At 68.0% G+C, this 24,549-nt stretch carries 24 protein-coding genes; 12 read left to right on the forward strand and 12 right to left on the reverse strand.

From position 1 onward, the window contains the following. The first annotated feature begins 16 nt into the window (after positions 1 to 16). Positions 17 to 484: a ribose-5-phosphate isomerase gene (locus E0H75_RS11395; protein ID WP_131363925.1), complete on the forward strand. Its 468-nt coding sequence runs from the start codon at positions 17 to 19 to the stop codon at positions 482 to 484. Here E0H75_RS11395 and E0H75_RS11400 read toward each other — a convergent pair. Then, a complete protein-coding gene (locus E0H75_RS11400) occupies positions 448 to 654 on the reverse strand; it encodes a hypothetical protein (RefSeq protein WP_131513475.1) in 207 nt (68 codons plus the stop codon). The two genes, E0H75_RS11395 and E0H75_RS11400, sit on opposite strands and share 37 nt — an antisense overlap. Before the next feature lie 16 nt (positions 655 to 670). Here E0H75_RS11400 and E0H75_RS11405 point away from each other — a divergent pair, with 16 nt between their 5' ends. From E0H75_RS11405 to E0H75_RS11435, 7 genes are all read left to right on the forward strand, one after another. Continuing rightward, positions 671 to 1,495, forward strand: coding sequence for an Fpg/Nei family DNA glycosylase (locus E0H75_RS11405; protein ID WP_131513476.1), 825 nt, complete (start codon positions 671 to 673; stop codon positions 1,493 to 1,495). A 66-nt stretch (positions 1,496 to 1,561) separates the two neighbouring features. Then, on the forward strand, positions 1,562 to 2,659 hold the full coding sequence (locus E0H75_RS11410; RefSeq protein WP_131513477.1) for a PP2C family protein-serine/threonine phosphatase: 1,098 nt from the start codon (positions 1,562 to 1,564) through the stop codon (positions 2,657 to 2,659). Between the two features lie 33 nt (positions 2,660 to 2,692). Beyond that, positions 2,693 to 3,142 carry a hypothetical protein gene (locus tag E0H75_RS11415; protein WP_131513478.1) on the forward strand — a complete coding sequence of 150 codons (450 nt, stop codon included), beginning with the start codon at positions 2,693 to 2,695 and terminating at the stop codon, positions 3,140 to 3,142. Between the two features lie 43 nt (positions 3,143 to 3,185). After that, the gene (locus E0H75_RS11420) at positions 3,186 to 3,614 is read left to right on the forward strand and encodes an SRPBCC domain-containing protein (protein WP_131513479.1); all 429 of its coding nucleotides are present in this window, start codon (positions 3,186 to 3,188) and stop codon (positions 3,612 to 3,614) included. 69 nt (positions 3,615 to 3,683) lie between these two features. Further along, positions 3,684 to 4,127, forward strand: coding sequence for a nitroreductase family deazaflavin-dependent oxidoreductase (locus E0H75_RS11425; protein ID WP_131513480.1), 444 nt, complete (start codon positions 3,684 to 3,686; stop codon positions 4,125 to 4,127). A gap of 165 nt (positions 4,128 to 4,292) precedes the next feature. Beyond that, a complete protein-coding gene (locus tag E0H75_RS11430; protein WP_131513481.1) occupies positions 4,293 to 5,021 on the forward strand; it encodes a CDP-alcohol phosphatidyltransferase family protein in 729 nt (242 codons plus the stop codon). Next, positions 5,022 to 5,867: a hypothetical protein gene (locus E0H75_RS11435; RefSeq protein WP_131513482.1), complete on the forward strand. Its 846-nt coding sequence runs from the start codon at positions 5,022 to 5,024 to the stop codon at positions 5,865 to 5,867. Between the two features lie 185 nt (positions 5,868 to 6,052). On the opposite strand, the gene E0H75_RS44980 is transcribed toward E0H75_RS11435, so the two are convergent. After that, complete coding sequence (locus E0H75_RS44980; protein WP_131513483.1) at positions 6,053 to 6,604, reverse strand: histidine phosphatase family protein; 552 nt, start codon at positions 6,602 to 6,604, stop codon at positions 6,053 to 6,055. A 102-nt stretch (positions 6,605 to 6,706) separates the two neighbouring features. On the opposite strand from E0H75_RS44980, the gene E0H75_RS11445 reads away from it, so the two are divergent. Then, positions 6,707 to 8,395 (forward strand): SulP family inorganic anion transporter, encoded by a 1,689-nt coding sequence (locus E0H75_RS11445; protein WP_131513484.1) that lies wholly within the window; start codon positions 6,707 to 6,709, stop codon positions 8,393 to 8,395. Between the two features lie 15 nt (positions 8,396 to 8,410). On the opposite strand, the gene E0H75_RS11450 is transcribed toward E0H75_RS11445, so the two are convergent. Beyond that, complete coding sequence (locus E0H75_RS11450; RefSeq protein WP_131513485.1) at positions 8,411 to 9,622, reverse strand: MFS transporter; 1,212 nt, start codon at positions 9,620 to 9,622, stop codon at positions 8,411 to 8,413. Positions 9,623 to 9,843: 221 nt separating this feature from the next. Then, positions 9,844 to 10,446: a TetR/AcrR family transcriptional regulator gene (locus E0H75_RS11455; RefSeq protein WP_165553637.1), complete on the reverse strand. Its 603-nt coding sequence runs from the start codon at positions 10,444 to 10,446 to the stop codon at positions 9,844 to 9,846. Positions 10,447 to 10,520: 74 nt separating this feature from the next. On the opposite strand from E0H75_RS11455, the gene E0H75_RS11460 reads away from it, so the two are divergent. After that, the gene (locus E0H75_RS11460; protein WP_131513487.1) at positions 10,521 to 10,955 is read left to right on the forward strand and encodes a PaaI family thioesterase; all 435 of its coding nucleotides are present in this window, start codon (positions 10,521 to 10,523) and stop codon (positions 10,953 to 10,955) included. On the opposite strand, the gene E0H75_RS11465 is transcribed toward E0H75_RS11460, so the two are convergent. Together E0H75_RS11465 and E0H75_RS11470 are read right to left on the reverse strand one after the other, a co-directional pair. Continuing rightward, on the reverse strand, positions 10,952 to 12,100 hold the full coding sequence (locus tag E0H75_RS11465; protein ID WP_131513488.1) for an AAA family ATPase: 1,149 nt from the start codon (positions 12,098 to 12,100) through the stop codon (positions 10,952 to 10,954). The two genes, E0H75_RS11460 and E0H75_RS11465, sit on opposite strands and share 4 nt — an antisense overlap. Positions 12,101 to 12,212: 112 nt before the next feature. Beyond that, positions 12,213 to 12,734, reverse strand: coding sequence for a cupin domain-containing protein (locus E0H75_RS11470; protein WP_202872960.1), 522 nt, complete (start codon positions 12,732 to 12,734; stop codon positions 12,213 to 12,215). A 75-nt stretch (positions 12,735 to 12,809) separates the two neighbouring features. Here E0H75_RS11470 and E0H75_RS11475 point away from each other — a divergent pair, with 75 nt between their 5' ends. Beyond that, positions 12,810 to 13,415, forward strand: coding sequence for a TetR/AcrR family transcriptional regulator (locus tag E0H75_RS11475; protein WP_131513489.1), 606 nt, complete (start codon positions 12,810 to 12,812; stop codon positions 13,413 to 13,415). Positions 13,416 to 13,512: 97 nt separating this feature from the next. On the opposite strand, the gene E0H75_RS11480 is transcribed toward E0H75_RS11475, so the two are convergent. The 6 genes from E0H75_RS11480 to E0H75_RS11505 form a co-directional block, all read right to left on the reverse strand. Next, positions 13,513 to 14,442 carry a phosphotransferase family protein gene (locus E0H75_RS11480; protein ID WP_131513490.1) on the reverse strand — a complete coding sequence of 310 codons (930 nt, stop codon included), beginning with the start codon at positions 14,440 to 14,442 and terminating at the stop codon, positions 13,513 to 13,515. Between the two features lie 85 nt (positions 14,443 to 14,527). Beyond that, entirely contained in the window at positions 14,528 to 16,399 is a 1,872-nt protein-coding gene (locus E0H75_RS11485; protein WP_131513491.1) for an ABC transporter ATP-binding protein, read from the reverse strand. Next, complete coding sequence (locus tag E0H75_RS11490; protein WP_238162962.1) at positions 16,396 to 18,060, reverse strand: ABC transporter ATP-binding protein; 1,665 nt, start codon at positions 18,058 to 18,060, stop codon at positions 16,396 to 16,398. Before E0H75_RS11490 ends, E0H75_RS11485 begins: the two co-directional genes overlap by 4 nt. A 317-nt stretch (positions 18,061 to 18,377) precedes the next feature. Beyond that, the gene (locus tag E0H75_RS11495; RefSeq protein ID WP_165553639.1) at positions 18,378 to 19,604 is read right to left on the reverse strand and encodes an MFS transporter; all 1,227 of its coding nucleotides are present in this window, start codon (positions 19,602 to 19,604) and stop codon (positions 18,378 to 18,380) included. A 64-nt stretch (positions 19,605 to 19,668) separates the two neighbouring features. Beyond that, positions 19,669 to 21,453 carry a vWA domain-containing protein gene (locus E0H75_RS11500; RefSeq protein ID WP_238162963.1) on the reverse strand — a complete coding sequence of 595 codons (1,785 nt, stop codon included), beginning with the start codon at positions 21,451 to 21,453 and terminating at the stop codon, positions 19,669 to 19,671. Next, positions 21,446 to 22,507: an AAA family ATPase gene (locus E0H75_RS11505; protein ID WP_131513493.1), complete on the reverse strand. Its 1,062-nt coding sequence runs from the start codon at positions 22,505 to 22,507 to the stop codon at positions 21,446 to 21,448. Before E0H75_RS11505 ends, E0H75_RS11500 begins: the two co-directional genes overlap by 8 nt. 160 nt (positions 22,508 to 22,667) lie before the next feature. On the opposite strand from E0H75_RS11505, the gene E0H75_RS11510 reads away from it, so the two are divergent. Beyond that, positions 22,668 to 24,545 (forward strand): phage tail protein, encoded by a 1,878-nt coding sequence (locus E0H75_RS11510; RefSeq protein WP_131513494.1) that lies wholly within the window; start codon positions 22,668 to 22,670, stop codon positions 24,543 to 24,545. Positions 24,546 to 24,549: the final 4 nt, after the last annotated feature.

The raw sequence follows: 24,549 nt of genomic DNA on the forward strand, positions 1-24,549 counted from the left end.
TGCGAGACTTCTGGCCATGCGAGTGCACATCGGCTCTGACCATGCCGGCTTCGAATTGAAGAACCATCTGGTCCAGCACCTCACGGCTGCCGGGCATGACGTCGTGGACCACGGCCCCGCCGTGTACGACGCCGTCGACGACTACCCGCCGTACTGTCTGCGGACCGGGGTGGCGGTGGTCGAGGAGCCGGGCAGCCTCGGCATCGTGATCGGTGGCTCCGGCAACGGTGAGCAGATCGCCGCGAACAAGGTGAAGGGGGTCCGGGCCATCCTGGCCTGGAGCACCGACACCGCGCGGCTGGGCCGGGAGCACAACAACGCCAACGTGATCAGCGTCGGGGCGCGAATGCATTCGGAGGAGGAGGCGACCGGGTTCGTGGAGACGTTCCTGGCCACCGACTACTCCGGCGAGGAGCGGCACACCCGCCGGATCGACATGCTGTCGGGCTACGAGTCGACCGGCGAACTGCCGCCGCTGTCGTGATCCTCCGGCGAGTCGGCGGTTGTCCCGGTCTTCGCCGGGCGGCGGTCGACGGGCCGGCGGGGACGGGAGACGTCGCGGGCCCGCATCGAGCGGCCGGTGCCGACCACGGCCGGCGTGGGCGGACCGCTGCGCCCCTTGGCTCCCGACGAGCCCTGCGTTCCATTGGTCATCCCCATAAGAGGAATCATGCCTGAAGGTCACACCCTGCACCGCCTGGCGAGCGACGTCTGGGACGCGTTCGGCGGCCGCCCGGTCCAGGCGTCCAGTCCGCAGGGCCGGTTCGTCGAGGGCGCCGCGCTGCTGAACGGGCACGTGCTGCGCCAGACCGAGGCCCACGGCAAGCACTTCCTCGCCGACTTCGAGGGCGCCGGCTGGCTGCACATCCACCTCGGCCTGATTGGCAAGGTCGACTTCGGTACGGCGCCGGTACCCGAGCCGGTCGGCCAGGTTCGTCTCCGCCTGCAGAATGCGACGTCGTACGCCGATCTGCGCGGAGCGACCGTGTGCGAGGTGCTGACCGACGGGGAACGCGAGGCGCTGATCGCGCGGCTCGGGCCGGACCCGCTGCGCGACGACGCGGATCCCGAGCTGGCGTGGAAGCGGATCCATCGCAGCAAGCTGCCGATCGGCCAGTTGCTGATGGACCAGGAGGTGTTGAGCGGTGTCGGCAACGTCTACCGCGCCGAAGTGCTGTTCCGGGCGAAGCTGCACCCGATGACGCGCGGCAACCTGGTCAAGAAGCGCGAATGGCAAGGCATGTGGAACGACCTGCTCGAGCTGATGAAGTACGGCGTCGAGACCGGCCGGATCGATACCGTTGCCGACGACCACACACCCGAGGCGATGGGCCGTGACCCGCGGCAGGACGATCATGGCGGCGAGGTGTACGTCTACCGCCGGCAGGGCCAGCGGTGTCACGTCTGTCACTCGGTGATCCGGACCGAGCTGCTGGCCGGGCGCAACCTTTTCTGGTGCCCCAAATGCCAGCGGACCGGTCTCACCCGCAAGTGACGGCAGCCAACAGTTGTATGACGATGTGATGCGCGGACCGGGGAGTGCCGTTATCTTCTTCACACCATGAACTGGCGCGGCGGTCTCGCTGGAGTAGTGCGACGGGTCGGCCGCCGGGTCGACGCGCTGGTTCGTCGTGCGCGCCGGTCGCACCCGATGGCGTTCGCCGCGATCCTCGCGATGACGGTGGTCCTCGCCGTCGCCAGCCTGAGCTGGGAGTCGTACTTCCCGGCGTCGGCGCTGATCATCCCGCTGCTCCTCGGCGGTCTGTTGCTGCGCTTCAAGCAATTGCTCGTCCTGACGCTGTTCACGCTGACGGTCAGTTCGTTCGTCGTCATGTCCCGCCCGGCGGCCCTGCCGAAGACCGGGTTCGTCCTGGTCCTCGGGGTGATCGGCTGGATCGTGATCACCAACGCGAAGGTGCGCAACCAGCTCGGCGTTCCGGGGAACCGCGGTGAGTCGATGCTGATGGAGCTGCGCGACACCCTGACGGCCCAGAGCGAGCTACCCGAGATTCCGGTCGGCTGGCGGCTCGAGGTGGCGATCCGTTCGGCCGGTGCGTCGAAGTTCTCCGGTGACTTCGTCGTGTCGACGACGCACGAGCAGGTGCTCGAGGTCGCGCTGGTCGATGTCTCAGGCAAGGGAATCGATGCCGGCACCCGGGCGCTGCTGCTGTCCGGTGCGTTCGGCGGGCTGCTCGGCGTCGTACCCGCGCAGGAGTTCCTGCCGTCGGCGAACCGCTACATCCGCCGGCAGGACTGGGACGACGACTTCGCCACCGTCGTGCACGTCGCGGTCGACCTGCAGACCGGCGACTTCGACGTACGGACCGCTGGTCACCCGCCAGCGATCCTGTTCGATGCATGGGCCGGTCGGTGGCAGACGCGTGAGTCCGACGGGCCGTTGCTCGGGTTGATGGAGGCGCCGGAGTTCGCGGTGAACCGCGGGCAGCTGAAGCTCGGCGACGCGCTCTTCCTCTACAGCGACGGGATGGTCGAGACGCCTCGCCGCGACATCGGCCGCGGCACCGACCGGCTGGCCGGGCATGCGGAACGCCTTGTCGGGCAGGGATTTCTGGGCGGTGCCGACGAGCTGGTGAAGAATGCCGGTGGTCCCGGCGACGACTCCGCGATCGTGATCATCCACCGCCTGGCCCACGGGTAGGCGTGCGCTCGTGATGGCGTAGCCTGCTCGATCGTGACGAGCGAGGGCTTCGACAAGGATGCTGACCGGGCGGCGCCGGACGTGTCGTTCGAGGAACTGGTCGCGCTGATGCCGGACGCGGTCCGGGACGCGTTCCCGCCGGACCGCTGGCAGCTGGACAAGCTGTGGGCGCTCGACCTGAAGGTCGAGCCGGTGGAGATCGCCGACCTGGTCTGGATGTTCGACCTGCCGCTGTGGCAGCTCGACGGCGAACGGTTCAAGATCACCCCGAACCAGGTTGCGGAGACCCCGATGAACTTCCGCGCCAGCTACCAACGGGTGATGGACGCCGACCTCGACCACCCGATCAACCTGGTCGCGTACCGCGGTCGCCTGGTCGTGCTGGACGGCGTACACCGACTGCTCAAGGCGCACTTCCTCCGCCGGCGCTGGATCGAGGCCACCATCGCCACCGCCAGACAGTTGCAGTCCTGCGCGCCGTGAACTCGGCTGGTCTGTGACTACCCGCGCTGGCAGGGTGGTGGCCATGGAGAGCAGGGTGGGACGTGAGGTGTACGTGGAGGCGCGACCCGACCAGGTGTGGGCGGCGCTGACCCAGGGGGACAACTTCACCCGGTGGTACGCGTTCGGCGGGGCCGAGATCGACCTGAAGCCGGGCGGCCGGATCGTGCTGCAATGGGACGAGCACGGACGCTACCTCGGCTTCGTCGAGAAGGTCGAGCCCGGCCGTCGCTTCGCCTACCGGTACGCCGTCGAGGCGGACACCGACCCGGCGCCGGGCAACGCGAACCTGGTCGAGTTCACCCTCACGCCCGAAGGCGACGGGACCCGGCTGGATGTGGTCGAATCCGGATTCGACCGGCTGGAGTCGCCCGCCGGCGCGCACCCGGATGAGTCCGCGCAGTCCTGGGAAGCCGGTCTGGCGGCGCTCGCGGACCTCGCACCGACGCTGTGAGATCTCCGCGACCTGTCCAGAGGGTGAAAAACCGGCGATAGTGATGCGTCACCGATTAAAATCGATGACATGACAACCTCCAACGACGAGTACGCCCCGAGCCCCAGGGGCTGGGTTCGCTCCGATGTCGACAAGGTCCATGCGGCCGGCACCACCGACGCCATCGACGTGTCCGGGCTACCGGTAGTCGTGATGACCACCCGCGGGGCCAAGTCCGGCAAGCTCCGCAAGGTCCCGCTGATGCGGGTCGAGCACGAGGGTGTGTACGTCGCGGTCGGGTCGACCAGCGGCGCCCCGAAGAACCCGGTCTGGTACTACAACCTCAAGGCCGACCCGAAGGTCACGCTGCAGGACGGTGCGGTCACCAAGGAGTACGTTGCTCGCGAGCTCGAGGGCGCGGAGTACGACGAATGGTGGAAGCGGTCCGTCGACGCGTTCCCGACGTACGCGGAGTATCAGACCAAGACCAGCCGCAAGATCCCGCAGTTCCTGCTGGAGCCGGTCGGTCACTGAGCCCGACCACGCTGGAACCGCCCGTCGGTTAAGTCTGCGAACAGTTCCGTCGCGGAACGGTACAGGCTGCTCAGGGCGGTCCGGGGACTGTGAGACGCTGGGCTCGGTAGTTCGACGCGCTGCGTCGACCGAGTTCTGGGAGTCGTCCTGACCACACACGACGCGGTGCAGGAACCGTTCGTCGGGTCGACGCGGTTGCGTCTGGCCGGACTGGCACTGCATGCCTATACCGCGAGCGGAACGGTGCTCGCGCTGCTGATCGTCATCGCCGCCATCGACGGGGACGCGGTCCGTGCGCTCTGGCTCGGCCTGGCCGCGCTCGTGATCGACGGAACCGACGGGATGCTGGCCCGCCGGCTGCGGGTCAAGGAGACGATCCCGTGGTTCGACGGCGCGATGCTGGACAACATCGTCGACTACCTGACCTACGCGTTCGCCCCGATCGTGCTGCTCTGGACCGGCGACTACCTCCCCGCCGGCGCGCTCGGCGCGGTGCTCGCCGCGCTGCCGTTGCTTGCCTCCAGCTACCAGTTCTGCCGGGTCGACGCAAAGACCGACGACCACTTCTTCCTCGGGTTCCCCAGCTACTGGAACGTTGTCGCCTTCTACGTCGTCGTCCTCGGCCTCAGCCCGCTCACCACCGGCATCATCCTGGTGGTCTGCTCGATCCTGGTCTTCATCCCGGTCAAGTACGTCTACCCGTCCCGGACCAAGGCGTTCCGGTCGCTCAACCTGCTCACCACCGCGATCTGGCTGGCGTCGTACGCCGTACTCCTCGCCCAGATGCCCGACCCGAACGCGATCGTGGTCGCCGTCTCGCTGGCCTACCTGCTGTACTACGCGGTCCTGAGTCTCTACATGACCTTCTGGATCCCCCGACGCAAGGCCGTCTGAGTGGTTCTAGGTCTGGGCGCGGCGCTCGGCGCCGCGGTGCTCTTCGGTATCGCCTCGATCCTGCAGGCAGTCGGTTCCCGCAAGGTCCCGACCGAGTCCGAGCTGGATCCGCGGCGGCTCGGTGGGTTCGTGGCCGCGCTGCTCAAACAGCCGGCGTTCGTTGGTGCGTTGGTGCTGAACCTGGCCGGCTTCGGGCTGCACTTCGTTGCCCTGCGCCTCCTTCCGCTGTACCTCGCGCAGGCGGGGATCGCGGTGAGTCTGGTCGTGACCGCGTTGCTCGCGACGCGGCTGATGTCGGATCAGCTGAGTGCGCTCGAGTGGTCTGCGGTGCTTGCCGTTTGCGTGGGGCTTGGGTTGCTGGCTGTGTCGGCGGGGGATGCGGGGGAGAACACGGAGCATCACGGGCTGACGATCGGGGTCATTGTCGGTTTGGTCGCGATCGCGATCCTGGGTGCGCTCGCTAGTCGGTCGCAGCACGGTGTGTCTACGGCGTTGCTTGGTTTGTTGGCCGGCCTTGGGTACGCCGGGGTCGCGATTTCGGCTCGGTTGTTGCAGGACGGGTCTTGGGGTGAGTTGTTTCGCAGCCCTACGACGTACACGCTGCCTATCAGTGGGGCGATGGCGTTCATTCTGTACTCGCTGGCGCTGCAGCGTGGGTCGGTGACGCTGGCAACCACTCCGATGATCGCCCTGCAAACCATCACCCCAGCCGCCGTCGGCGTCTTCGTCCTCGACGACGCCGTCCGCGCCGGCTGGTGGCCCGCCGCAATAGCCGGCTTCCTCCTCTCGGCCGTAGGCTCCGTCATCCTGGTCCGCTTCGAATCCGTCAAACCCGACCCGAGGTAGTTCCCCACGCGTCCGCTACGCGCGCCCGGTGTGTTGCGGCTGCCGCCGCGGTTGAAAGCTCGGCGGGCTGTGGATGCTGGCGGCGGATGTGGTCGAGGTGGTGGGGGATGTGTTGGCGGATGTTGAGGTCGTATTGCTGAGGTCTCTGCACTTCGAGACCTGCGTTCGGTCGTGAGCCCAGGTCCTCAGGACACGTTGTCGAGAACTCGGATGCCGCAGAGTTCGGTGTGGGTGTGTCCGGTTAGCGCTCGGATGACGACGCTGTGGCAGACGGCTATGAAGGGGTTGGGGTGTTCACTTGCTTGCCTCTGGAGTGCGGAGAGGGCTCGGCGGCGTACCGAGGAGAGAGGTTCCCAGAGACGTGCTTCGCCGCCAGGCCACTCGCCTTCGCATGCTTCGAAGTCTTTGCTCAGGGCTTGGATGTCGGCGAGTGATCCCCAGGACAGCGTGGAGTCCGGACGCCATTCGCGGAGGTCGAACTCGACAGCAGTAAGCGGGAGTTGGGTCTCCGCTGCGATGAGACTGGCTGTTTGCAGAGCCCGAGTCATCGGAGACGCCACGATCCGGTGCGCCCCGACAGCCCGGAGTTCGCGACCGACGGTCTTCGCCTGCTCGATGCCGTCTGCTGTCAGCGGGGCGAGGTCACGGATCGGACCGCGCCAACCTTCTGCGTCGATCTGGGGACAGCCGGGTTCGCCGTGGCGGACGAGGAAGACGCGGGGCATGCCTGCATTCATATCGCAGGAGGCGGAGGACACATCTCAACTGGTCAGCGGTTCGGTGGGGTGGCGGTGTTGTACTTGTGCTCACGTCGACCAAGGCGTGGGTAGGGGATGGGCATGGGTAGATGGTCTGTGTCGTTGACCGGGGTGGCGACGCTTCGGGAGTATCGGCGGGGCTGGTTGCGGCCGGATCTGATTGCCGGGGTCACGGTGGCGGCGTACTTCGTGCCTCAGGTGATGGCGTACGCGCAGTTGGCCGGGTTGCCGGCGGTGACTGGGTTGTGGGTGGCGCTCGGGCCGTTGCTCTTGTACTTCCTGCTCGGCTCGTCGCGGCTGCTGTCGCTTGGGCCGGAGTCGACCACCGCGCTGCTGACGGCTACCGCGATCGGACCGCTTGCCGCGGGTGATCCGGTTCGCTACGCGACACTGGCCGCCGTACTCGCTCTGATCGTTGGCGCCATCTGCGTGCTCGGATGGCTGGCGCGGCTCGGGTTTCTCGCGGATCTGTTGTCCAAGCCGGTGCTGGTCGGCTACCTGACCGGTATCGCGGTGATCATGATGACCGGCCAGCTCGGCCGCCTGACCGGTGCTCCGGTGACCGGTGACTCACCGCCCGCCGAGATACTGTCCGCGATTCGTCTGTACGGCGAATGGCAGGCAGCGCCGTTGGTGTTGGCGTTGGCCTCGCTGGGGTTGCTGCTCGCGTTCGCCCGCTGGACGCCGCGACTCCCGGGCCCGCTGATCGTCGTCGCGCTCGCTGCCCTGGTCACGTGGGCGGCAGGGCTGGGCGACAAGGGAGTGACGCTGGTCGGCAACGTACCCAGCGGCCTTCCGGTTCCACGGCTGCCGGACATCACGGTCGCGGATGTCGGCCTGCTCGCGTTGCCCGCGCTCGGCGTTGCCCTGGTCGGCTACACCGACACGGTGCTGACCGGCCGTGCGTTCGCCTCGCGTGGTCAAGAGCGTGTCGACCCCGATCGTGAACTCCTCGTCCTCGGCCTGGCCAACGTCTCCGCCAGCCTGGTCCGTGGTTTCCCGATCAGCAGCAGCGGCAGCCGGACCGCCCTCGCCGAGGCCACCGGCGCAAAGAGTCAGGTGTACTCGCTCGTCGCCGCGGCCGTCATCGTCGCGACGTTGCTCTTCGCCGGGCCGATGCTGTCGACCTTCCCGATCGCCGCGCTCGGCGCGCTCGTGGTGTTCGCCGCCCTGCGGCTGATCGAACTGGCCGAGTTCCGCCGCATCGCCAACTTCCGCACCAGCGAGTTCCTGCTGGCGGTCGCGACCACGGTCGGGGTGATCGCGCTCGATGTCCTGTACGGCGTCCTGGTCGCGGTGGCCTTGTCTGTCATCGACGTACTGCGTCGCGTGGCCCGCCCGCACGACGGCATCCTGGGCTATGTGCCGGGGATCGCCGGCATGCATGACATCGACGACTACCCGGACGCGAGGCCGGTCCCGGGCCTGGTCGTGTACCGCTACGACTCGCCACTGTTCTTCGCCAACGCCGAGGACTTCCGCCGTCGCGCGATGGCCGCGGTCGACGACGCCGACGGACCGGTCCGCTGGCTACTCCTCAACGCCGAGGCGAACGTCGATATCGACATCACCGCCATCGACGCGCTCGACTCCCTCCGCGAGGAACTCACCGCGCGCGGCATCGTCCTGGCCCTGGCCCGCGTCAAACAGGATCTGCGCGACGACCTCAACGCCGCCGGCTTCCTCGACCGTCTGGGCCCCAACCACCTCTTCTACACCCTCCCCACCGCGGTTGAGGCGTTCCGTCTGGAGACCACAGCGTCGCAATAGTTGCGGCAAGCAACATCACGGCACTTCTGCTGCCCTGCTCGCCGCAGCGAGCCAGGATCGACCGGCGAAGATGGCGAGTAACGCGCCGGCGGCACCCATGACGCCTACCGCGGTGGCCGGTGAGGTCAGACCTGCCACCGCACCGGCGGCAGCGACACCGAGACCTTGGACCGCTTGCAATCCCGCTGAGGCAAGCCCGATGACCTGCCCGCGTTGGCCATCCGGCACCAGGCGTACGAACATCGCGGTGACAAGCATGGTGTACGACGACAGCACGCCGACGAGTGTCCAGAGCCCGATCGCGGTCGGCACCGATGGGATGACGGCACTTACCATCAGCGGGATCCCGGATGCCACCGCGAGCGGTGTCAGCGACCGGGTTCGCCAGTGCGCAGGCATCCAGCGAGTCAGCAGCAATGAACCGACGAGAGCGCCGACAGGGTCAGCGGCCATCAGCAGACCGACCGCGGCCTCGCCTTTGCCTGCCTCGGCCGCGTACGCCGCAGCGAGTCCTTCGGGTGCGATGTAGAAGCCATACAGGTACAGCAGGCCCAGCAGACTGCGCAGCCGACGGTCACCCCAGATCACCCGGAACCCTCCGGACAGCGACCGTCCGACCGTCCTCGGCTCCGCTGCTTGCGGCGGCCGGTGCAGACTTGCGCCGAACCGGACCACAGTCGACGAGATCAGGAACGTCAACGCGTTCAGCTCCAACGCGACATGCGATCCGGTCAGGCCGACCAACACTCCGCCGGCCGCGAATCCGGCTACCTGGACGATGCTGTCGGTCGCACTCGCCAGACCGACTCCGACGACGTACCGGTCTCCCTCCAGGACACTCGGCAGGATCGCATTGCGGGCAGCACTGTAGAGCGGCTGCAGTCCGACCACGACGATCAGCAGCGCGGCCAGTACGGCGACCGGCAGACCGGGGATCGCCATCACGGCCACCAGGCCCGCGCGGCTCAGGTCGGTCGCCACCATCACCGTACGGCGCGGGAACCGGTCGGCCAGCCCGGTCAGCAGGGGAGCGCTGACCAACGGCGGCAGGAACGACAGGGCGTACGTCAGCGCGGTGACGGCGGCCGACCCGGTCCGGTCGAACACCAGTACGGCGATCGCGACCCGGGCGAGCTGATCGCCGAGCCGGGACTGCGCGTGCGCGATCCACAACGCACGGAACTCGGCCACACCCACGACTTCGCGGATGGTCGGGCGGCTGGCCATGCGCCGACGCTAGGCCGCGCATCTTTCAGATCGCTGTCAGCACCGCCCGGACCGGCCGTGAAAGCAATGTGAAGGTGTCCGCTGAGAGGCTCGAATCTCAACCCGTCACGTCCAGCGAGGAGGCCTCCATGCGCGACCGCGAGCTCAAAGCCGCCAACAAAGACTGGTGACTTGTGACGGGTGCGGCCGCGTGCCGCACCCGTCCTCAGCACCTGGCGTGGTCAGCGCTGGGCGAGGTGGCGGAGGAGCGCGGTCAGGCCGGCGACTTGATAGCGCCAGAAGCTGGTGATCGTGCCGCGGAGGTCCGCTTCGGTCTCGTTGTGGAGCAGGATCCGCGCGATGGTTCTCGAGGTGTTCGTCCAGATGGATTCGAACAGGTCGAGGTCGCCCGGCGCGACCGCGCCGGCCGGCAGCGCGTTGACGAGCGCGTCCACGGACAGGCCGTTGATGCGCGCGACGACGTCCGCGTGCCGTGTCCCGGCTGCACCGGAGAGGATCACGACAGACTCGAGCCGGTAGTGAAGCCAGAACTGCATCATCTCGTCGGCGACATCCGTGGTGGTGCCGTTGCGTTTCACCAGCGCGGCGAAGTCCTCGACCCGGCGGCCGACCACCTGCTCCAGTGCGTTGACGACGTCATCCGGTACGACGGCGTCGTACAACTCCTGTTTGTTGCGGTAGTAGCGGTACAGGTTCGCCGGTGCCATCGCGGCCTCGGCCGCGACGCCGGCCATGGTGGCGCCGGCGTACCCGTGGACGGCGAACGCCCGGAGTGCGGCGGCGCGGATGCGGGACCGGACGTCGTCCTTCAGCACCTGCGGCACACGAAAGAGCCTAGCACGAATAGTGAATCTGTGATTCGCTATTGGCGAGAGAGTTCGATCAGAGGAGGCAGGGGATGACGCGCACCGGAGTGTTCTGGGACGGCGTGGAAGGGCGGGCACCGATACCGCAGGCGGCGCGCACGCTCGGGTTCGAGCTACTCGAGGCCGATCCGGACCAGGGCACGATCTCTGTCGCGTTCGCCGGCGTCGAGGCGTTCACGAATCCGTTCGGTGAGGTCCTCGGTGCCTTCCTGGCCGCGATGCTCTACGACACCGTCGGCCCGGCGCTGCTGGCCACGCTCCCGCCCGGCCGGTTCATCGAGACCCTCGACCTCAACACCACCTTCGTCCGTCCGGCGCGGATGGGCCGGCTGATCGGGCACGGTCGCGTCGTCAACCGTGTCGACGACCACGCCACGCTTGCAGGAACTCTCTACGGCGCCGACAACGAGATCGTCGCCACTGCAACCGCCACCGCCCGAGTCATAGACCTCCCATCAGCCGCCTAGCGGGTCGGCCACTTCCATGCGGGTTCGTCGAGAGGGCCTTGGCCGGCGATCGTGGTGGCGCCGTGGTCCTTGACGAGTTCGATCGTGTGCAGGTCGTCGAGGGCATCCAATGCGGCGCGGAACGGCCGGGAGTGGGTGACGACGATGACCTGGGCTTCCTTGGCGGCGGTGACGACGAGATTCGCCAGGGCCGGCAGGAGATCCGGGTGCAGGCTGGTCTCAGGTTCGTTGAGCACCAAGAGCTCTGGTGGTCGGGGGGTCAGCAACGCGGCGACCCACAGCAAGTAGCGCAGCGTGCCGTCGGACAACTCCGCCCCGGACAACGGCCGCAGCAACCCGTGCTGGCGGAACGAGATCTCGAACCTCCCGCCAGCGTTGACGATCGCCAGCGTGCTTCCCGGGAACGCCAGCTCGATCGCCTCATCGAGCGCGCCCTTGATGCCGATCTCACGGATCGTCTGCAACGCGGCCGCGACGTCGGCGCCGTCCGGACCGACCACCGGCGTACGCGTGCCGATCTGGACTCGACGGGCAGGCGCGTCAGCGTCGGTGCGGAAGTGATCGTAGAAGCGCCACGACCGCAGTCGCTCCCGCACCGTCAGCAGCTCCGGCGCGCGCTCCGGATCGGCGAACTCGCTCAGCATGCTGTCGAAGGTCTGAAGCTGGTGACCACCGCGCAACCACTCGCCGGAGCCGGCGCGGATCCGCACCTCGCGGTTGACGCGCTCCACCAGCAGCGATGCCGGCCGCAGGAACGGCCCCGCCCACAGGGATTCCCGTTTGATCTCCGGATCGAGATCGAACACCGAGCCATGCGGCACCGGCAGTCCGAGATCCATCAGATAGCCGTAGTCGTCACCCGCGAATCCCAGTCGCAGGTTCACCGGCCCCGTCCGCACGGTCCCCTGAACCGGCCGGTTCTTCCGCACGTGCTCCGGACCAGCCCACAGCGTCGACTGAAGACCACCCTCCCGAGCCAACGCCGCGACAGCCCCGTTGTGCGAGGCATCGGCGAGCAGGCGAAGCGCCCGGTACAGGCTCGATTTGCCGGTCCCGTTCGCGCCGGTCACGACGTTGAGCCCACGCAGCGGCATCACCACGCGGCGCAGTGACCGGTAGTTCTCAACCGCCAAGGTCGTGAGCATGTCCGTCACGCTACCGACCAGCTCCGACAGAACGAATCGTCAGACACCGGGCATGACTTCGACGGCGATCTGGGTGTCTGCTTTGGTGCTTCCATCCAGGCTGGTCCCGGGACTAAGACGTCGGCATGGAGAGTTGGTAGCGCCCGATGATGTCCGCGAACCAATCAGGTTCCGCCATCGGGACCTCGTAGCGGTTCGCGAGCTCGACGAGCTTCGACATCTCTGCTTCGCCTTGCTCAGTCAGGCCGACGACCGTCCGGAAGAGCTCTTCGAGTCCGGCGGGCGAGATGATCTCGATCATGCGCGCCGGCGTCTGCCCGGCGTTCCACATCGCGTGAACCTCGCCGCGCGGCTTCACGATGTATCCGCCCGGACCGAGCACGATCTCCTTGTCCTCGGACCGGAACCCGATCTCGCCCTCGAGCACGATGGAGAACTCATCCTCGCGGTGGTGGACGTGGGGCGGGACGAATCCACCGACCTCGAAGGGGTGTTCGACGACGGCGAGGGCCCCACCGGAGTCGGCACCGTCGATCTTGAAGATCACGCCGACGCCGGGCATCAATCCACCGCGCCGGCCTTCGCCCGGCTTGACCACCTTGACGGTCGTGGCCGCCACAGTCCCTGCATTCATGCCGCACCTCCATTTCACTGACACATGTGTACAATGAAGCAGCGGTAAGAGCGTCTTGTCAAGATTGGCTAACATATGTGTTCAGCGAATATCGCGTCGCCACGCCCCTACCGGAAGGCGAAGCGAGCGCTCACCGAAGCCGAGACCCGGCAACGAATCGTCGAAGCGACGGTCGAGCTCCACGAAACGCTCGGCCCCGCGAAGACGACCATCAAGGCCGTCGCCGAGCGCGCCGGCGTGCAGCGCGCCACGGTGTACAACCACTTCCCCGATCTGCAGGCGCTCTTCGAGGCGTGCAACGCCCACTACTACGAGCGGCATCCCATGCCCGATCCGGCGTCGTGGATCGGCATTGCCTCACCCAACGAGCGCTTTCGCGTCGCGGTGCGCGAACTGTATCGGTGGTACGAAGAGACCGAGGCGATGCTGTCCGCAGGCATCCGCGATATCGATGCTGTCCCGCCGGCGGCCCGCGAGGCGTTCTTCGGATACTTCAGCCGAGTCGCTGGTTCACTGATGACGGGACGCCGCGAGCGAGGTCGTGTGCGCCTGCGCACAGCGGCAGCCATCGGCCACGCGATCTCGTTCGTGACATGGCGCTCCCTCGTCCGGGAGCAGTCGCTCACGAGCGAAGAGGCCGCCGATCTCATGGAGGCGATGGTCGGCACGCCGGCAGGATGACGGCTTGGTCATTCTCGGCGGACGGGCCGAGGCTCAAGCAGATACCCAGAACGGGCGACGTAGCTGTTGATCTGGCTGGGGTGCGGGCCCCGCGAGCTCACCGGTAGGGGTTGATGCCGAGTGCGGTGAATCGGTGGGCGAGGTCGTCGACCCAGGCGTGGGGGGTTCGGTGATCCGGCAGCGGGACGCCTTGCTCGCTGCGCCAGAGTGCATCGCCGAGGGCTGTGCGCAGATGCCAGGCCATTACACGCTCGGCTGACAGTTCATGGCCGGTGAGCTGGTGGTAGTGGCGCAGGGTGGCGGTGAGCAGTTCGACGCCTGGACCCGTTCCGGGGAAGGCGCGCAGGTCGTACTCGGCCTCGGCCAGGCCGGCAGTCTCGAAATCGACGACCAGGCGGAGGTGGTCACCGTCCCAGACCTGGTTGCCGCCGTGCAGGTCGCCGTGGACCAGTACGTTCGGGCCCGGCGTCGCCAGTACGTCGTCCGCCCAGTCGCACCACCGCATGACGGCGGGACGCTGATCGGGACGCGCCCACTTCATGAACCGGTCGCGCAGGTCCTTGGTCGTGGCTGGTTGCAGGATCGCGGGAGGAAGCTCACCGAGAACGGCTTCGACGCGGGTCGCTGAATGGTTCAACGCAGCGAGGAACTGGGCGAGCTGCCGACCCGCATCGTCCCGGTCGAGCGAGTCCACAACCTCGAACAGCGACTTCCCAGGCACCAGCTCGGTCACCAAGAGCAGTGGATCGGTGCTGCTGGCAACTACGTTCGGCAGGAACGGAATGCCCGGCTCACGCGCCAACGCCGCCAGGACCGCAATCTCATGCGCCAGCCGAAGCCCGGCCGGACGCGACCACGCGAACTTCGCCACGAACAGCCCACCAACAACCGCACTCGCCGCCCACCACAGCGGATCCTCCTCACCCAACGTCTCCCGAAGCACGATCGGGTACTCACCCAACCCAGGCGCAACCTCCCGCAACGCCCCGGCAACCGCCGAAGCCGACCCCTCCTCCAACCACCTCATCCCCCGGACGCTACCCCGCGAGTGGGCCGGGAAAAACGGAACTGCCCTCGGTCTGTTGGGGGACCGAGGGCAGTTCGGGGAGGGGCTAGGCCAGGGAGTCTTCCCAGGCTTGGTGGAGGCCGGCGTAGCTGCCTCCGGTGGTGATGAGGTTGCGCGGCGCGCCGTCCTCGATGATGCGGCCGTGCTCGAGCACGATCACCCGGTCCGCGGTTTCCACCGTGGACAGCCGGTGCGCGATCACGATCGCCGTACGGTCGGCCAGGATGGTCCGCAGCGCGCGCTGGATCAGCCGCTCGCTGGGGATGTCCAGGCTCGACGTCGCCTCGTCCAGGATCAGTACGGCGGGGTCCGCGAGGAACGCCCGTGCGAACGCGACCAGCTGCCGCTGGCCGGCGGACAGCCGGGAACCGCGCTTCTCTACCGAGGTGTCGTACCCGTTCGGCAGCGCGGAGATGAACTCGTGCGCGCCGATCACCTTGGCCGCCTCAACCACTTCTTCCATCGTGGCCTGCGGCTTGCCGAACCGGATGTTGTCGGCCACCGAGCCGGTGAACAGGAAGTTCTCCTGCGTCACCATCACGACCCGCTTGCGCAGGTCGTCCTCGGTGAGGTCCCGCAGGTCGAGCCCGTCCAGCAGCACCTGGCCGTCGGACGGGTCGTAGAACCGCGCCACCAGCTTGGCGATCGTGGTCTTGCCGGCACCCGTCGTACCGACCATGGCCAGCGTCTGACCGGCCGGCACGTCCAGATCGAGACCAGGCAGGACCGGTACGTCGTCGACGTAGTTGAACCGCACGTTGCGGAACTCGAGGTGACCCCGCGCGCGACCGGGCTTGGCCGGCTCGATCGGCTCCGGGACGTCGGGCGTCTCGTTCAGGACGCCGGACAGCTTCTCCAGCGCCGCGCTCGCGGACAGGAAGGTGTTGTAGAACTGCGAGATGTCCTGCAGCGGCTCGAAGAACTGCCGCAGGTACAGCAGGAACGCGGTCAGTACGCCGACCGTGACGTGACCGTGGTAGGCCTGGTAACCGCCGTACGCCAGGATCGCGACGATGGTGATGTTGCCGACGCCCTTGATCGACGGCATGAAGATCGCGTTCAGCTGGAACGACTTCAGGTTGGCCTGCCGGTACCGGTCGTTGACGCCGTGGAAGATCTCCTCGTTGCGCGGCTCCCGGCGGAACGCCTGGACCGCGCGGATCCCGGTCATCGACTCGACGAAGTGCACGATCACGAGTACGACGGCCTCACGCGTCTGCCGGTACACGACCGCCGACCGCTTCCGGAACCAGGCCGTCAGCAGGATCAGGGCCGGGAACGACAGCAGCGCGAGCAGACCGAGCTTGAGGTCGAGCGTGAGCAGCAGGATCGACGTACCGATCAGGGTCAGTGCCGCCGTGACCAGGCCGTCGAACCCGTTGGCCAGCATCTCGTCGATGACGCCCACGTCGGACGTCAACCGCGAGATCACCCGGCCGGAGGTGAACTTGTCGTGGAACGACGGGCTGAGCCGCTGGAAGTGGTCGAACACCCGCTTGCGCAGGCCGAGCAGGATGGTCTGACCGAGCCGGCCGGACCGCATCAGGAACAGCTGCCGGGTCCACGCCTGGAGCAAGGCCATCACGAAGACGAGGGCCACCACGGTGATCAGTTCCTGTGCGCCTTCGCCGGCCAGGATCGGCGGGATGCCGTTGTCGATGCCGAGGTGGACCAGGTACGGGACCGCGAGGCGGGCGCCGTTCTCGATCACCACGATCAAGACCAGCAGCCAGATCAGCTTGGCGTGCGGCCGGAGCAGTTCGCCGAGCAGCTTGCGGGAGTCCTCCTTCAGCCGAACGGTCGTTGCCCTCGACAACTCCCGGTCGGGGTCCTCGTCGAACTGACCCCGCCAGGTGTCCTGCTGCGACTTGTCGTCCTGCGTTTCCTCCGGAGGAGGTGTCTGCTGGGTCGTGGTCATGCGTGCACCTCCTCTTCCTCCGCCGCGAGCAGGTTCCGGTACGCCGGGACCTGCTCGAGCAAATCGTGATGGGTTCCGACGTGGGTGATGGTCCCGTTCTGGAGCAGGGCCACCTTGTCGGCCAGCATCACGGTCGACGCGCGGTGCGCGACCACGATGCCGGTGGTCTCGGAGAGCACGTTGCGCAGTGCCTCCTCGACCAGGGCCTCGGTGTGCACGTCGAGTGCGGACAACGTGTCGTCGAGGACCAGAACGGCGGGCTTGGCGAGCACAGCCCGGGCCAGCGCGAGCCGCTGGCGCTGACCGCCGGACAGGGACATGCCCTGCTCGCCGACGCGGGTCTCCAGACCCCAGGGCAGTTCGTTGGCGAACTCGGCCTGCGCGACCTGCAGGGCCTGCTGGACGTCAGCCTCGGAGGCGTCCGGCCGGCCCAGCGTCAGATTCTCCCGGACGCTCATGGAGAACAGCGTCGGGTCGTCGAACGCGGAGGCGACCGCGGTCCGCAGCGAGACCAGCGACAGGTCACGGATGTCGTGCCCGTCGATGGTGATCCGCCCCGCGGTCACGTCGTACAGCCGGGGGACCAGCGCGGTGAGCGTGGTCTTGCCCGAACCGGTCGCGCCCACCAGGGCGAGCGTCGTACCGGGGGTGAGGTCGAGGTTGATGTCGTGCAGGATCTCGGTGGAGTCGTCGGAGAACCGGAAGCCGACGTGCTCGAAGCGCAGGTGCCCCTTGGACTTCACCAGCTCGTCCGGACCGGACTCGATCACCGAGTAGGTGTCGAGGATCTCGCTGATCCGGTCGGCCGCGGTCATCGCTTCCTGGGCCATCGCCAGGATCGCGCCGAGCGAGGTGACCGGCCAGATCAGGGACAGCATCAGCGTAATGAACGCGACCAGGGTGCCGAGCGTGATCGCCTCGCGGCCCACCGCGAGGGCGCCGAGCAGCAGCACGATCACCAGGGTCAGGTTCGGGATCACGCCGAGGAAGCTCCAGAACCGCGACGCCAGCCGGACCTTCTCCACCTCGGTGGTGTAGAGCGTGAGCGCCTCGTCGTCGAACTGCCGCTGGACGTGCCCGCGCCGGCCGAACGCCTTGATCACCCGGAAGCCGAGCGCCGACTCCTCCACTCGAGTGGCCAGGTCACCCTGCTGGTCCTGGACCTTGCGGGAGATCAGCAGGTACTTCTTCTCGAACTTCAGCGACAGCGTGATGATCGGTACCGCGGCCAGCAGGACCACGACGCCGAGTGGCCAGTACAGCCGCAGCAGGAGGACGGTGACGACTCCCAGCTGCAGGATGTTCATCACCAGGAACAGCAGGCCGAAGCCCATGAACCGGCGGATGATGGACAGGTCGGTAGTGACCCGGGACAGCAGCTGACCGCTCTGCCAGCGGGTGTGGAACTCCATCGGCAGCGACTGGAGCCGGACGTACAGGTCGTGCCGGAGCGTGGCCTCGAGGTCGCTGACGGTGCGGGACTGCGCCCACCGGCGGGCCCAGACCAGCAGGACCTCGGCGAGGCTCAGGCCGAGGGCGAGGAACGCGAGCGGGACCAGGAGGTCCAGCTCGCGGCGGGTGACCGGGCCATCGATGATGGCCCGCGTGACCAGGGGAACGGTAAGGCTGACGCCCACACCCAGCATGGCGGTGGTGAACATCACCGACAGGCGCCAGCGGTGTGGCCGGAGGTAGGGCCGGAGCCGCCAGAGGTTGCGGCTGCGTGCAGGGACTCGGGTGGTAGGGGCAGCGATCGACGGCGCTTGGGCAGGGTGCTCGGACGGCATCTGGACGGGCGCACTTCCCATCATGCTCGGTAAGGGGTTTCGCGACCGGAAAACGGCGCACTTTCCAGTATCGCTCACCAGGTAAGCGCTTGTCCTCTCAATTCCATTCCCCATGGATGAATTACCACTTGTTGCAATAAGCGTCTCCCGCCCCACGCGGTAGCAGCCGTCACACTCATCACGTTTCGCAATCAGTCCTCGGCCATCGATCGCGGCTGCGGGTCGGTGGCCGGGAGCGAACGGAAGGTCCGGAGCGGGGACACGAGCGCGATCAGGACGCCGAGGAGCATGCCTGCGGTGGCCAGGAGGAGGGTCGGTCGGATCCCGATCGCGGTGGCCAGGACGCCTGAGGTGGCGGCGCCGGCGGCTTGGCCGCCGATCACGAGCGTGCGCCAGGTGGCGGTGATCTGACCGAGCAGATGGGTCGGGGCCAAGAACTGACGGAGAGTGCGCTGGGGGACAGCGAAGAGCGACATGCCCAGCCCGGACAACGCCTGAGCGACGTAGATCATCGCAGTGATGCCCGTGGCCAGGGCAACGCCGCTCAGGGAGGCCAGCAGTACGCCGGAGATGTACGCGTGGCCGATGCCGACCCGGTTGCACCACGCGGTCGCGACGAAGGTCCCTGCCACGGCAGCGACACCGAACGTCGTCAGAGCGACGCCGACGAACCCGGGCGACCAGTGCAGCTCACGCACCAGGTAGAGGACAGCCAGCGGCCCCTGCAGCGCCCCGGCGAGGGCAGCCGTGGTCGCGGACAACGTCAGAGACGTCAGGATCCGGTCGCTGAAGATCGCCCGCAGCCCGGTGGTCAGCCGCGCTCGGGTGTGCGCCGCAGACGCCCGTACCGGCTCGCGGATCAGGTACGACGCCGTAGCGGCAACGAGGTACGACGCGGCGTCGACGAGGATCGCGAACGGCGCGGTCACCAGCTGCACCAGGAAGCCTGCCACCGACGGACCGGTGGTCGAGGCGAGATTCAGGTTGAGCAGAGCGGCGCTGTTGGCCCGCATCAGGTCCTCACGCGGCACCAGCGACGGCAGCATGGTCAGGGACGCGGTGTCCGACAGCAGAGTCAGCACTCCGGTCAGTACGGCGACCACATAGAGCTGCTCGATGCGTAGCGAATCCGTTGCCGCGGCCAACGGAATGGTTCCGAGCAGTACGGCGCGGCCGAGGTCCGTGACGATCAGGATGCGGCGCAGAGGCCACCGGTCGACCCAGACACCGGCCGGCAGTCCGAAGACGAGGTGCGGCGCGATACTCAGCGCGGACAGCAGACCCATCTGCAGTGCCGACGCCTGCAGCGTGACGACAGCCACGAGCGGCAGCGCCACAGTGGTGATCGCACTGCCCGACGCCGACACCAGCTGCCCGATCCACAGCTTGCGGAACTCGCTCCTCACCACCCACGCCATACCAAGCAACCTGTCACTCAGCAGAGTCATGCGACTACGGGTGTTCGCCAGCAGCAGAGCGTGTTCACTGCACGCGAAACACGGGACCCCTGGCTGTGAAGGGCAGTGAGGCACCACTCGGGATCAGCCACGCGTGCTCCCGCCGTACCCGGACCACGTCGCACTGCCCGTCGGTGATCAGCAGGATCGGCCCGTCCACCGGGAAGTCGTCTGCTCGCTCCAGCAGATCCACACCGGGCTGCAGCACTGTTCCACCGCGACCCCGCACCTGCACCCGGTCGGCGATGTCGTCCACCGGCACGTAGCCCGCGTCGTACGCCGCGGCGTCGCAATACACCACCCGGGCCGCGGCGACATCCCTTGCGCGCGAGTACGACGCGATCGCGCCGAGTGCCTTGCCCAGGAGTTCCCGGTCCATCGATCCGGAGGTATCCAGGACCACGCCGTACGTCGGGAGCCGTTCGACCTCGACCGGGCGGATCCAGCCGGGCCGTGGGATGTCCGGCGTACCGGACTGGCGTCGGGAGGCGCGGGCGTAGGTGCGGACGCGTGTTACGGCCGGGACGTGCTCCTCGAACCAGCGCGCGAGTTGCGCGTCCCAGTCGAGTGGCGGGTGGTCCAGTGCGCGGATCTCCTCGACCAGTCCGACCGGCAGAGTGCCGCGGGCTGGGTCGTGGTACGCGAGACCGGTGGTCAGCGCGCGCCGGTAGATGTCGTCGAGTCCGGCAGCACGCGCGGCCTCTCCTGGATGCGGCAGCGGCTGTCCGAGTACGTCGCCGAGGCCGACACCGCGCAGAGTCGCCAGTTTGCGGTAGCGGCGCAGGTCCGTGGTGATTCGGTCGTAGACGGTCTCGACGGACATACCCTTCAGCACCGGATCGTGCAGTGCACCGTCCGGCATGGTGCCGACGCCCATCTCCAGCAGCCAGCCGTTGATGACCAGGTCCGCTGCGACGTTCCACAGGTACGGGTCACGGCCGCCGACGCGGTCGCCGTGGCGGAGTGCGGCGTGCAGCATCTCGTGCGCCATCACGAACCGCCACTCGTTCTGGGGCATCACGATGAGCGGGTTGACGTAGATCTCCCCGGCCGCTGCGTTCACCGCTGCCACCCGGATGTCCCAGCCGCGGGCCAGCTCGGCCTCCGCCACGATCGTCATGCTGGAGGCGATCGCTCCGAGCAGCGGGTACGACGAGACGAACCAGCCGAGGGCCACGTCCCACTCATCCCGACCGCTGCGGTGGTCGGCTAGGGACGAGCGGACTCCGCCGGCCACATCGATGGCTGCCGCGGCCGCTGCGGACAGTCCAGCGGCGAACAGCTCACCCCACTTCGGTGGATCGCCCAGCCTGTTCCACGCCTTCAGCAGTACGTCGGAGTGCGCGCCGGCGGCGCCGAGTCCGTCGTACTCGGGAGGGACCCCGGTGTGGCGCCACTGCCGGGCCAGGGCGTCCTCGTCGGTGCCGGGAAAGACATGTGGGAGCTCGACGACCGGTGTGCCGAGCTTGAGCGAGTGGAGGTAGCGGTTCACTGCGACGTCGCACGCGGCGGCGGTGGCGGGATCTGCGGGCTGCCGGTCCCGGTCCGCGTGCCCGAGACCGAGGTGGATCAGCAGATGTGCGAAGACCCAGGCCCACTCGGCCGCGGTGCCATGGCGGGTGGGGTGGGTGAGGATCTCGCCGTTCGAGTCGATGGTCGCCCAGCCGTCGGGCGCGCACGCCTCGCTGCGGACCGGTGTGGAGGCCCACTGCTCGATCGGTGCGAACAGCGGATGGTTGGCGACCCATCGCCAGCCGGAGTGCATGGCCTCCAGCGCCGGGTCCTTCCAGGCCTTCTTCCGCTTAGGCACGTGCGGCTACCAGCCGCGGCAGGTCGCGGCTGACCTCGACCAGGAACCAGGTGGGCAGTACCGGACGGCCGTCGTCGTCGGCCGCGATCACCAGTTGCGCCACCTCGAGCGAGATCTCGGCGAGCTCGACCAGCAGTGCCTTGCCGCGGTGCGCGAGCTGCCGCGCCGCCGGGCTGGCCGATGCCTTGTCGGCGGCCAGCTCCTTGCCGAGGCGGGCGCGGAAGGTCTCGGTCAGGAAGTACAGCAGGTCGCGGTCCTCCGCAGCGGCCGGCCAGCCGGTCTCGCCCTTCAGTACGGCGTCCAGCCCGAAGGCGTTCCGGACCGTCTTCACGAACGCACGGAACGCGGATGCGTGGGCCGCGGAGAGGGTGCCGAAGGCAAGTACCCGCAGAGTCTCGTCGGACACGTCGTCGCCGTACGAGTGCAGCGCGTCGGACAGCATGTGCCAGCTCCGCGGCGTCGAGAACGGCTCCTCGGTCTTCGGCGGGGCGGTCCAGAGGTGGTCCGGGCGGTTGCGGAGGTAGTCCAGCACCCACGGGTGGATGCCCGCCGTACCGGCCCAGAGCAGCCAGTCGGACGCGGACGCACGCAGGTGGACGTGCACCAGGCGGTTGATCAGCGCACTGGCCATCGGCCGGGCCAGAGCGTTGTCGGTGGCTCGGTTGCCGGCGCCGATGACGACTGAGCCCTCCGGCAGCTCGTACTCGCCGATGCGGCGGTCCAGGATCAGCGAGTAGAACGCCTTCTGCACCTCGGCGGACGACGCGTTCAGCTCGTCCAGGAACAGGCAGTACGGCTCGGTCCGCGCGATTGCCACCGGCGGTGCGAACCGGCTGCGCCCGTCCACGATCTGCGGTACGCCGATCAGGTCCTCAGGCGCGAGCTGGGTCCCCAGCAGCGTCACACACTCCAGTCCGAGCGATTCCGCGAACGCCCGTACCAGACTGCTCTTCCCGATCCCCGGAGCACCCCACAAGAACACCGGCCGCACCACAGCCACATGCAGCAATACTTCCGGCAGCTCCCCCGCCGAAACCGAAATCCCCGCCTGCATCCTTTCCTCTCTGATCGCCCAGCGTTCCAGCATCCTCTGGCGGAGATGCACCTGTCACATGGTTTGGCTGCAGGGGGCGACTTCCCTTGGTTGGGGGTTGGTGGCTAGGGTGCCCCCTTGTGTAGAGGTGCTGGGGAGCGCCGCGAGGGGGAGTCTTGTGTTGAATCTGCGGGTCAAGGTGGCTGCCGCCGCCTGCGTCGTCGTACTCGTTCCGCTGGCCGCCAGTCAGGTCATGGCCGCCGATCCACCGGAGCACCTGGGGGAGGGGACGCTGGTCACCGGCCGCACGGTGGCCGATGTCGGCCTGTCCGGGTCGCGTGTGGTCGCGTCGGACAACGCGGACCACGCGGTCTACGAGACCAGCAACAACGGCACCACCTGGACCGCGACCGGCGGCTCCAACGACACCAAGCCGCTCCAACTGGAGGGCTCGTCGCTGCTCACCTTCGATGCAGGTACGGCGAAGGTCGGCGGACTCACGTTCCCCGCGACCGATGAGGTCGTGCTGGGCAAGGGCGGCAAGCTCGTGTCGCACCGCGCCCCGAGCGCCGCCACTGCGGAGGTGTACGACGTCGCCACCAAGGCGAAGGTGGCCGACTACGCCCCGCCGTTCGCCATGGCCGACAGCACGGTGTGGAAGGTGACTGAGCCCGGTCAGCTGGTCGGCAAGGACCTGAGCGCCAACACAGAGAAGGCCATCCTCGTCGCCAGCGCCTGCACGGTCGGTGCGGGGCGCGTCAACGGACGCTGGGCGCTGCTGAGCGGCTGCAACCAGTTGGTCGACGTGAACGGCCCAGAGGCCCCGCGCAACCTGATCGTGGCCGCCGACGCCCAGGTCGGCAACGGGTTCACGGTCCAGACCGCGTCCGGGAACCTGCTCGTCACCGATCTGAACGACCAGTCCCTCGGCCAGCGGCTCTACGGACCGATCCGCACCGCACCGGCCAGCCTCAGCACCGACGGCTCCGGTGCGACCAAGATCGTGTACGCCGACCCGCAGAACCGGCCGCGCGTGATCAGCCTGACCTGGCTGGCTGCCGATCCGCAGCAGCGGCCCGACACCACTGCGCCGGTGCTGACCAGTGCGTCCGCAGGCGACCGGATCCGCGACAACACGAGCCTCTCGTTCGAGTGGGCGTACACCGACCCCACGGACCCGAACTCTCCGGCGTCCGGCGTCGCCACCTACGACCTGCGTACCCAGAAGCGTCCGAACCGCACCTCGCCGTACGGCGCGTGGACCCAGCCGGCAGGCTGGCAGGGGCTGAAGGGCACCGCCGCGAGCACCACCGCGCCGCTCGGCACCGACACCTGCTGGCAGGTCCGTGCACGTGACTACGCGGGCAACCTGAGTGCGTGGAGTACGTCGTACTGCAGCGAAGTCGACGGTACGGCGCCTGGCCTGATCACACTGCGGATCGGGGACCGGGTGCAGCTCGGGTCGGCCGTGTTCAGCTGGGGCTACAAGGACGACACGGACGTCGACTCGTACGACATCGTCTACAAGGTCGCGTCGCCCGGGAACCCGCTGGGCGCCTGGATCTACCCGCCGGCCTGGCAGAAGACCAAGATCCGGTCGATCGCGTGGACCCCGCGCCTCGGTTGGGACGAGTGCTTCATGGTCCGGGCGCGTGACTACCTGGGCAACACGACCGCGTGGTCGGCGCAGCTCTGCTCGGTGGCCCCGCAGGACGATCGCGCACTCACCTCAGCCGGCACGGTGACGCGCTCAACCAGCACGCTCGCGTTCCAGGGCACCACGTCGATCCTGAAGGCGAACGGCGCCTACCTGACCAAGACCGCCGAGGCCGGCGCCCGCATCGCCCTCGTCGCCATCCACGGTCCGGGCCAAGGCCGCGTCGACATCTACCACGCCAACATCAAGATCGGCACAGTCTCCCTGGCCGCCACCACCACAGCCCGCAAGGTCACCTACCTCCCAATCACCCCCTATCGCTCCGGCGCCATCAAAATCATCTCCACCTCCACCGCCCCCGCCACCATCGACGGAGTAGCCTTCCTCCGCCAAAACCCGTAGCCCG

It is taken from the genome of Kribbella capetownensis (assembly GCF_004331485.1).
Classification (GTDB): domain Bacteria; phylum Actinomycetota; class Actinomycetes; order Propionibacteriales; family Kribbellaceae; genus Kribbella; species Kribbella capetownensis.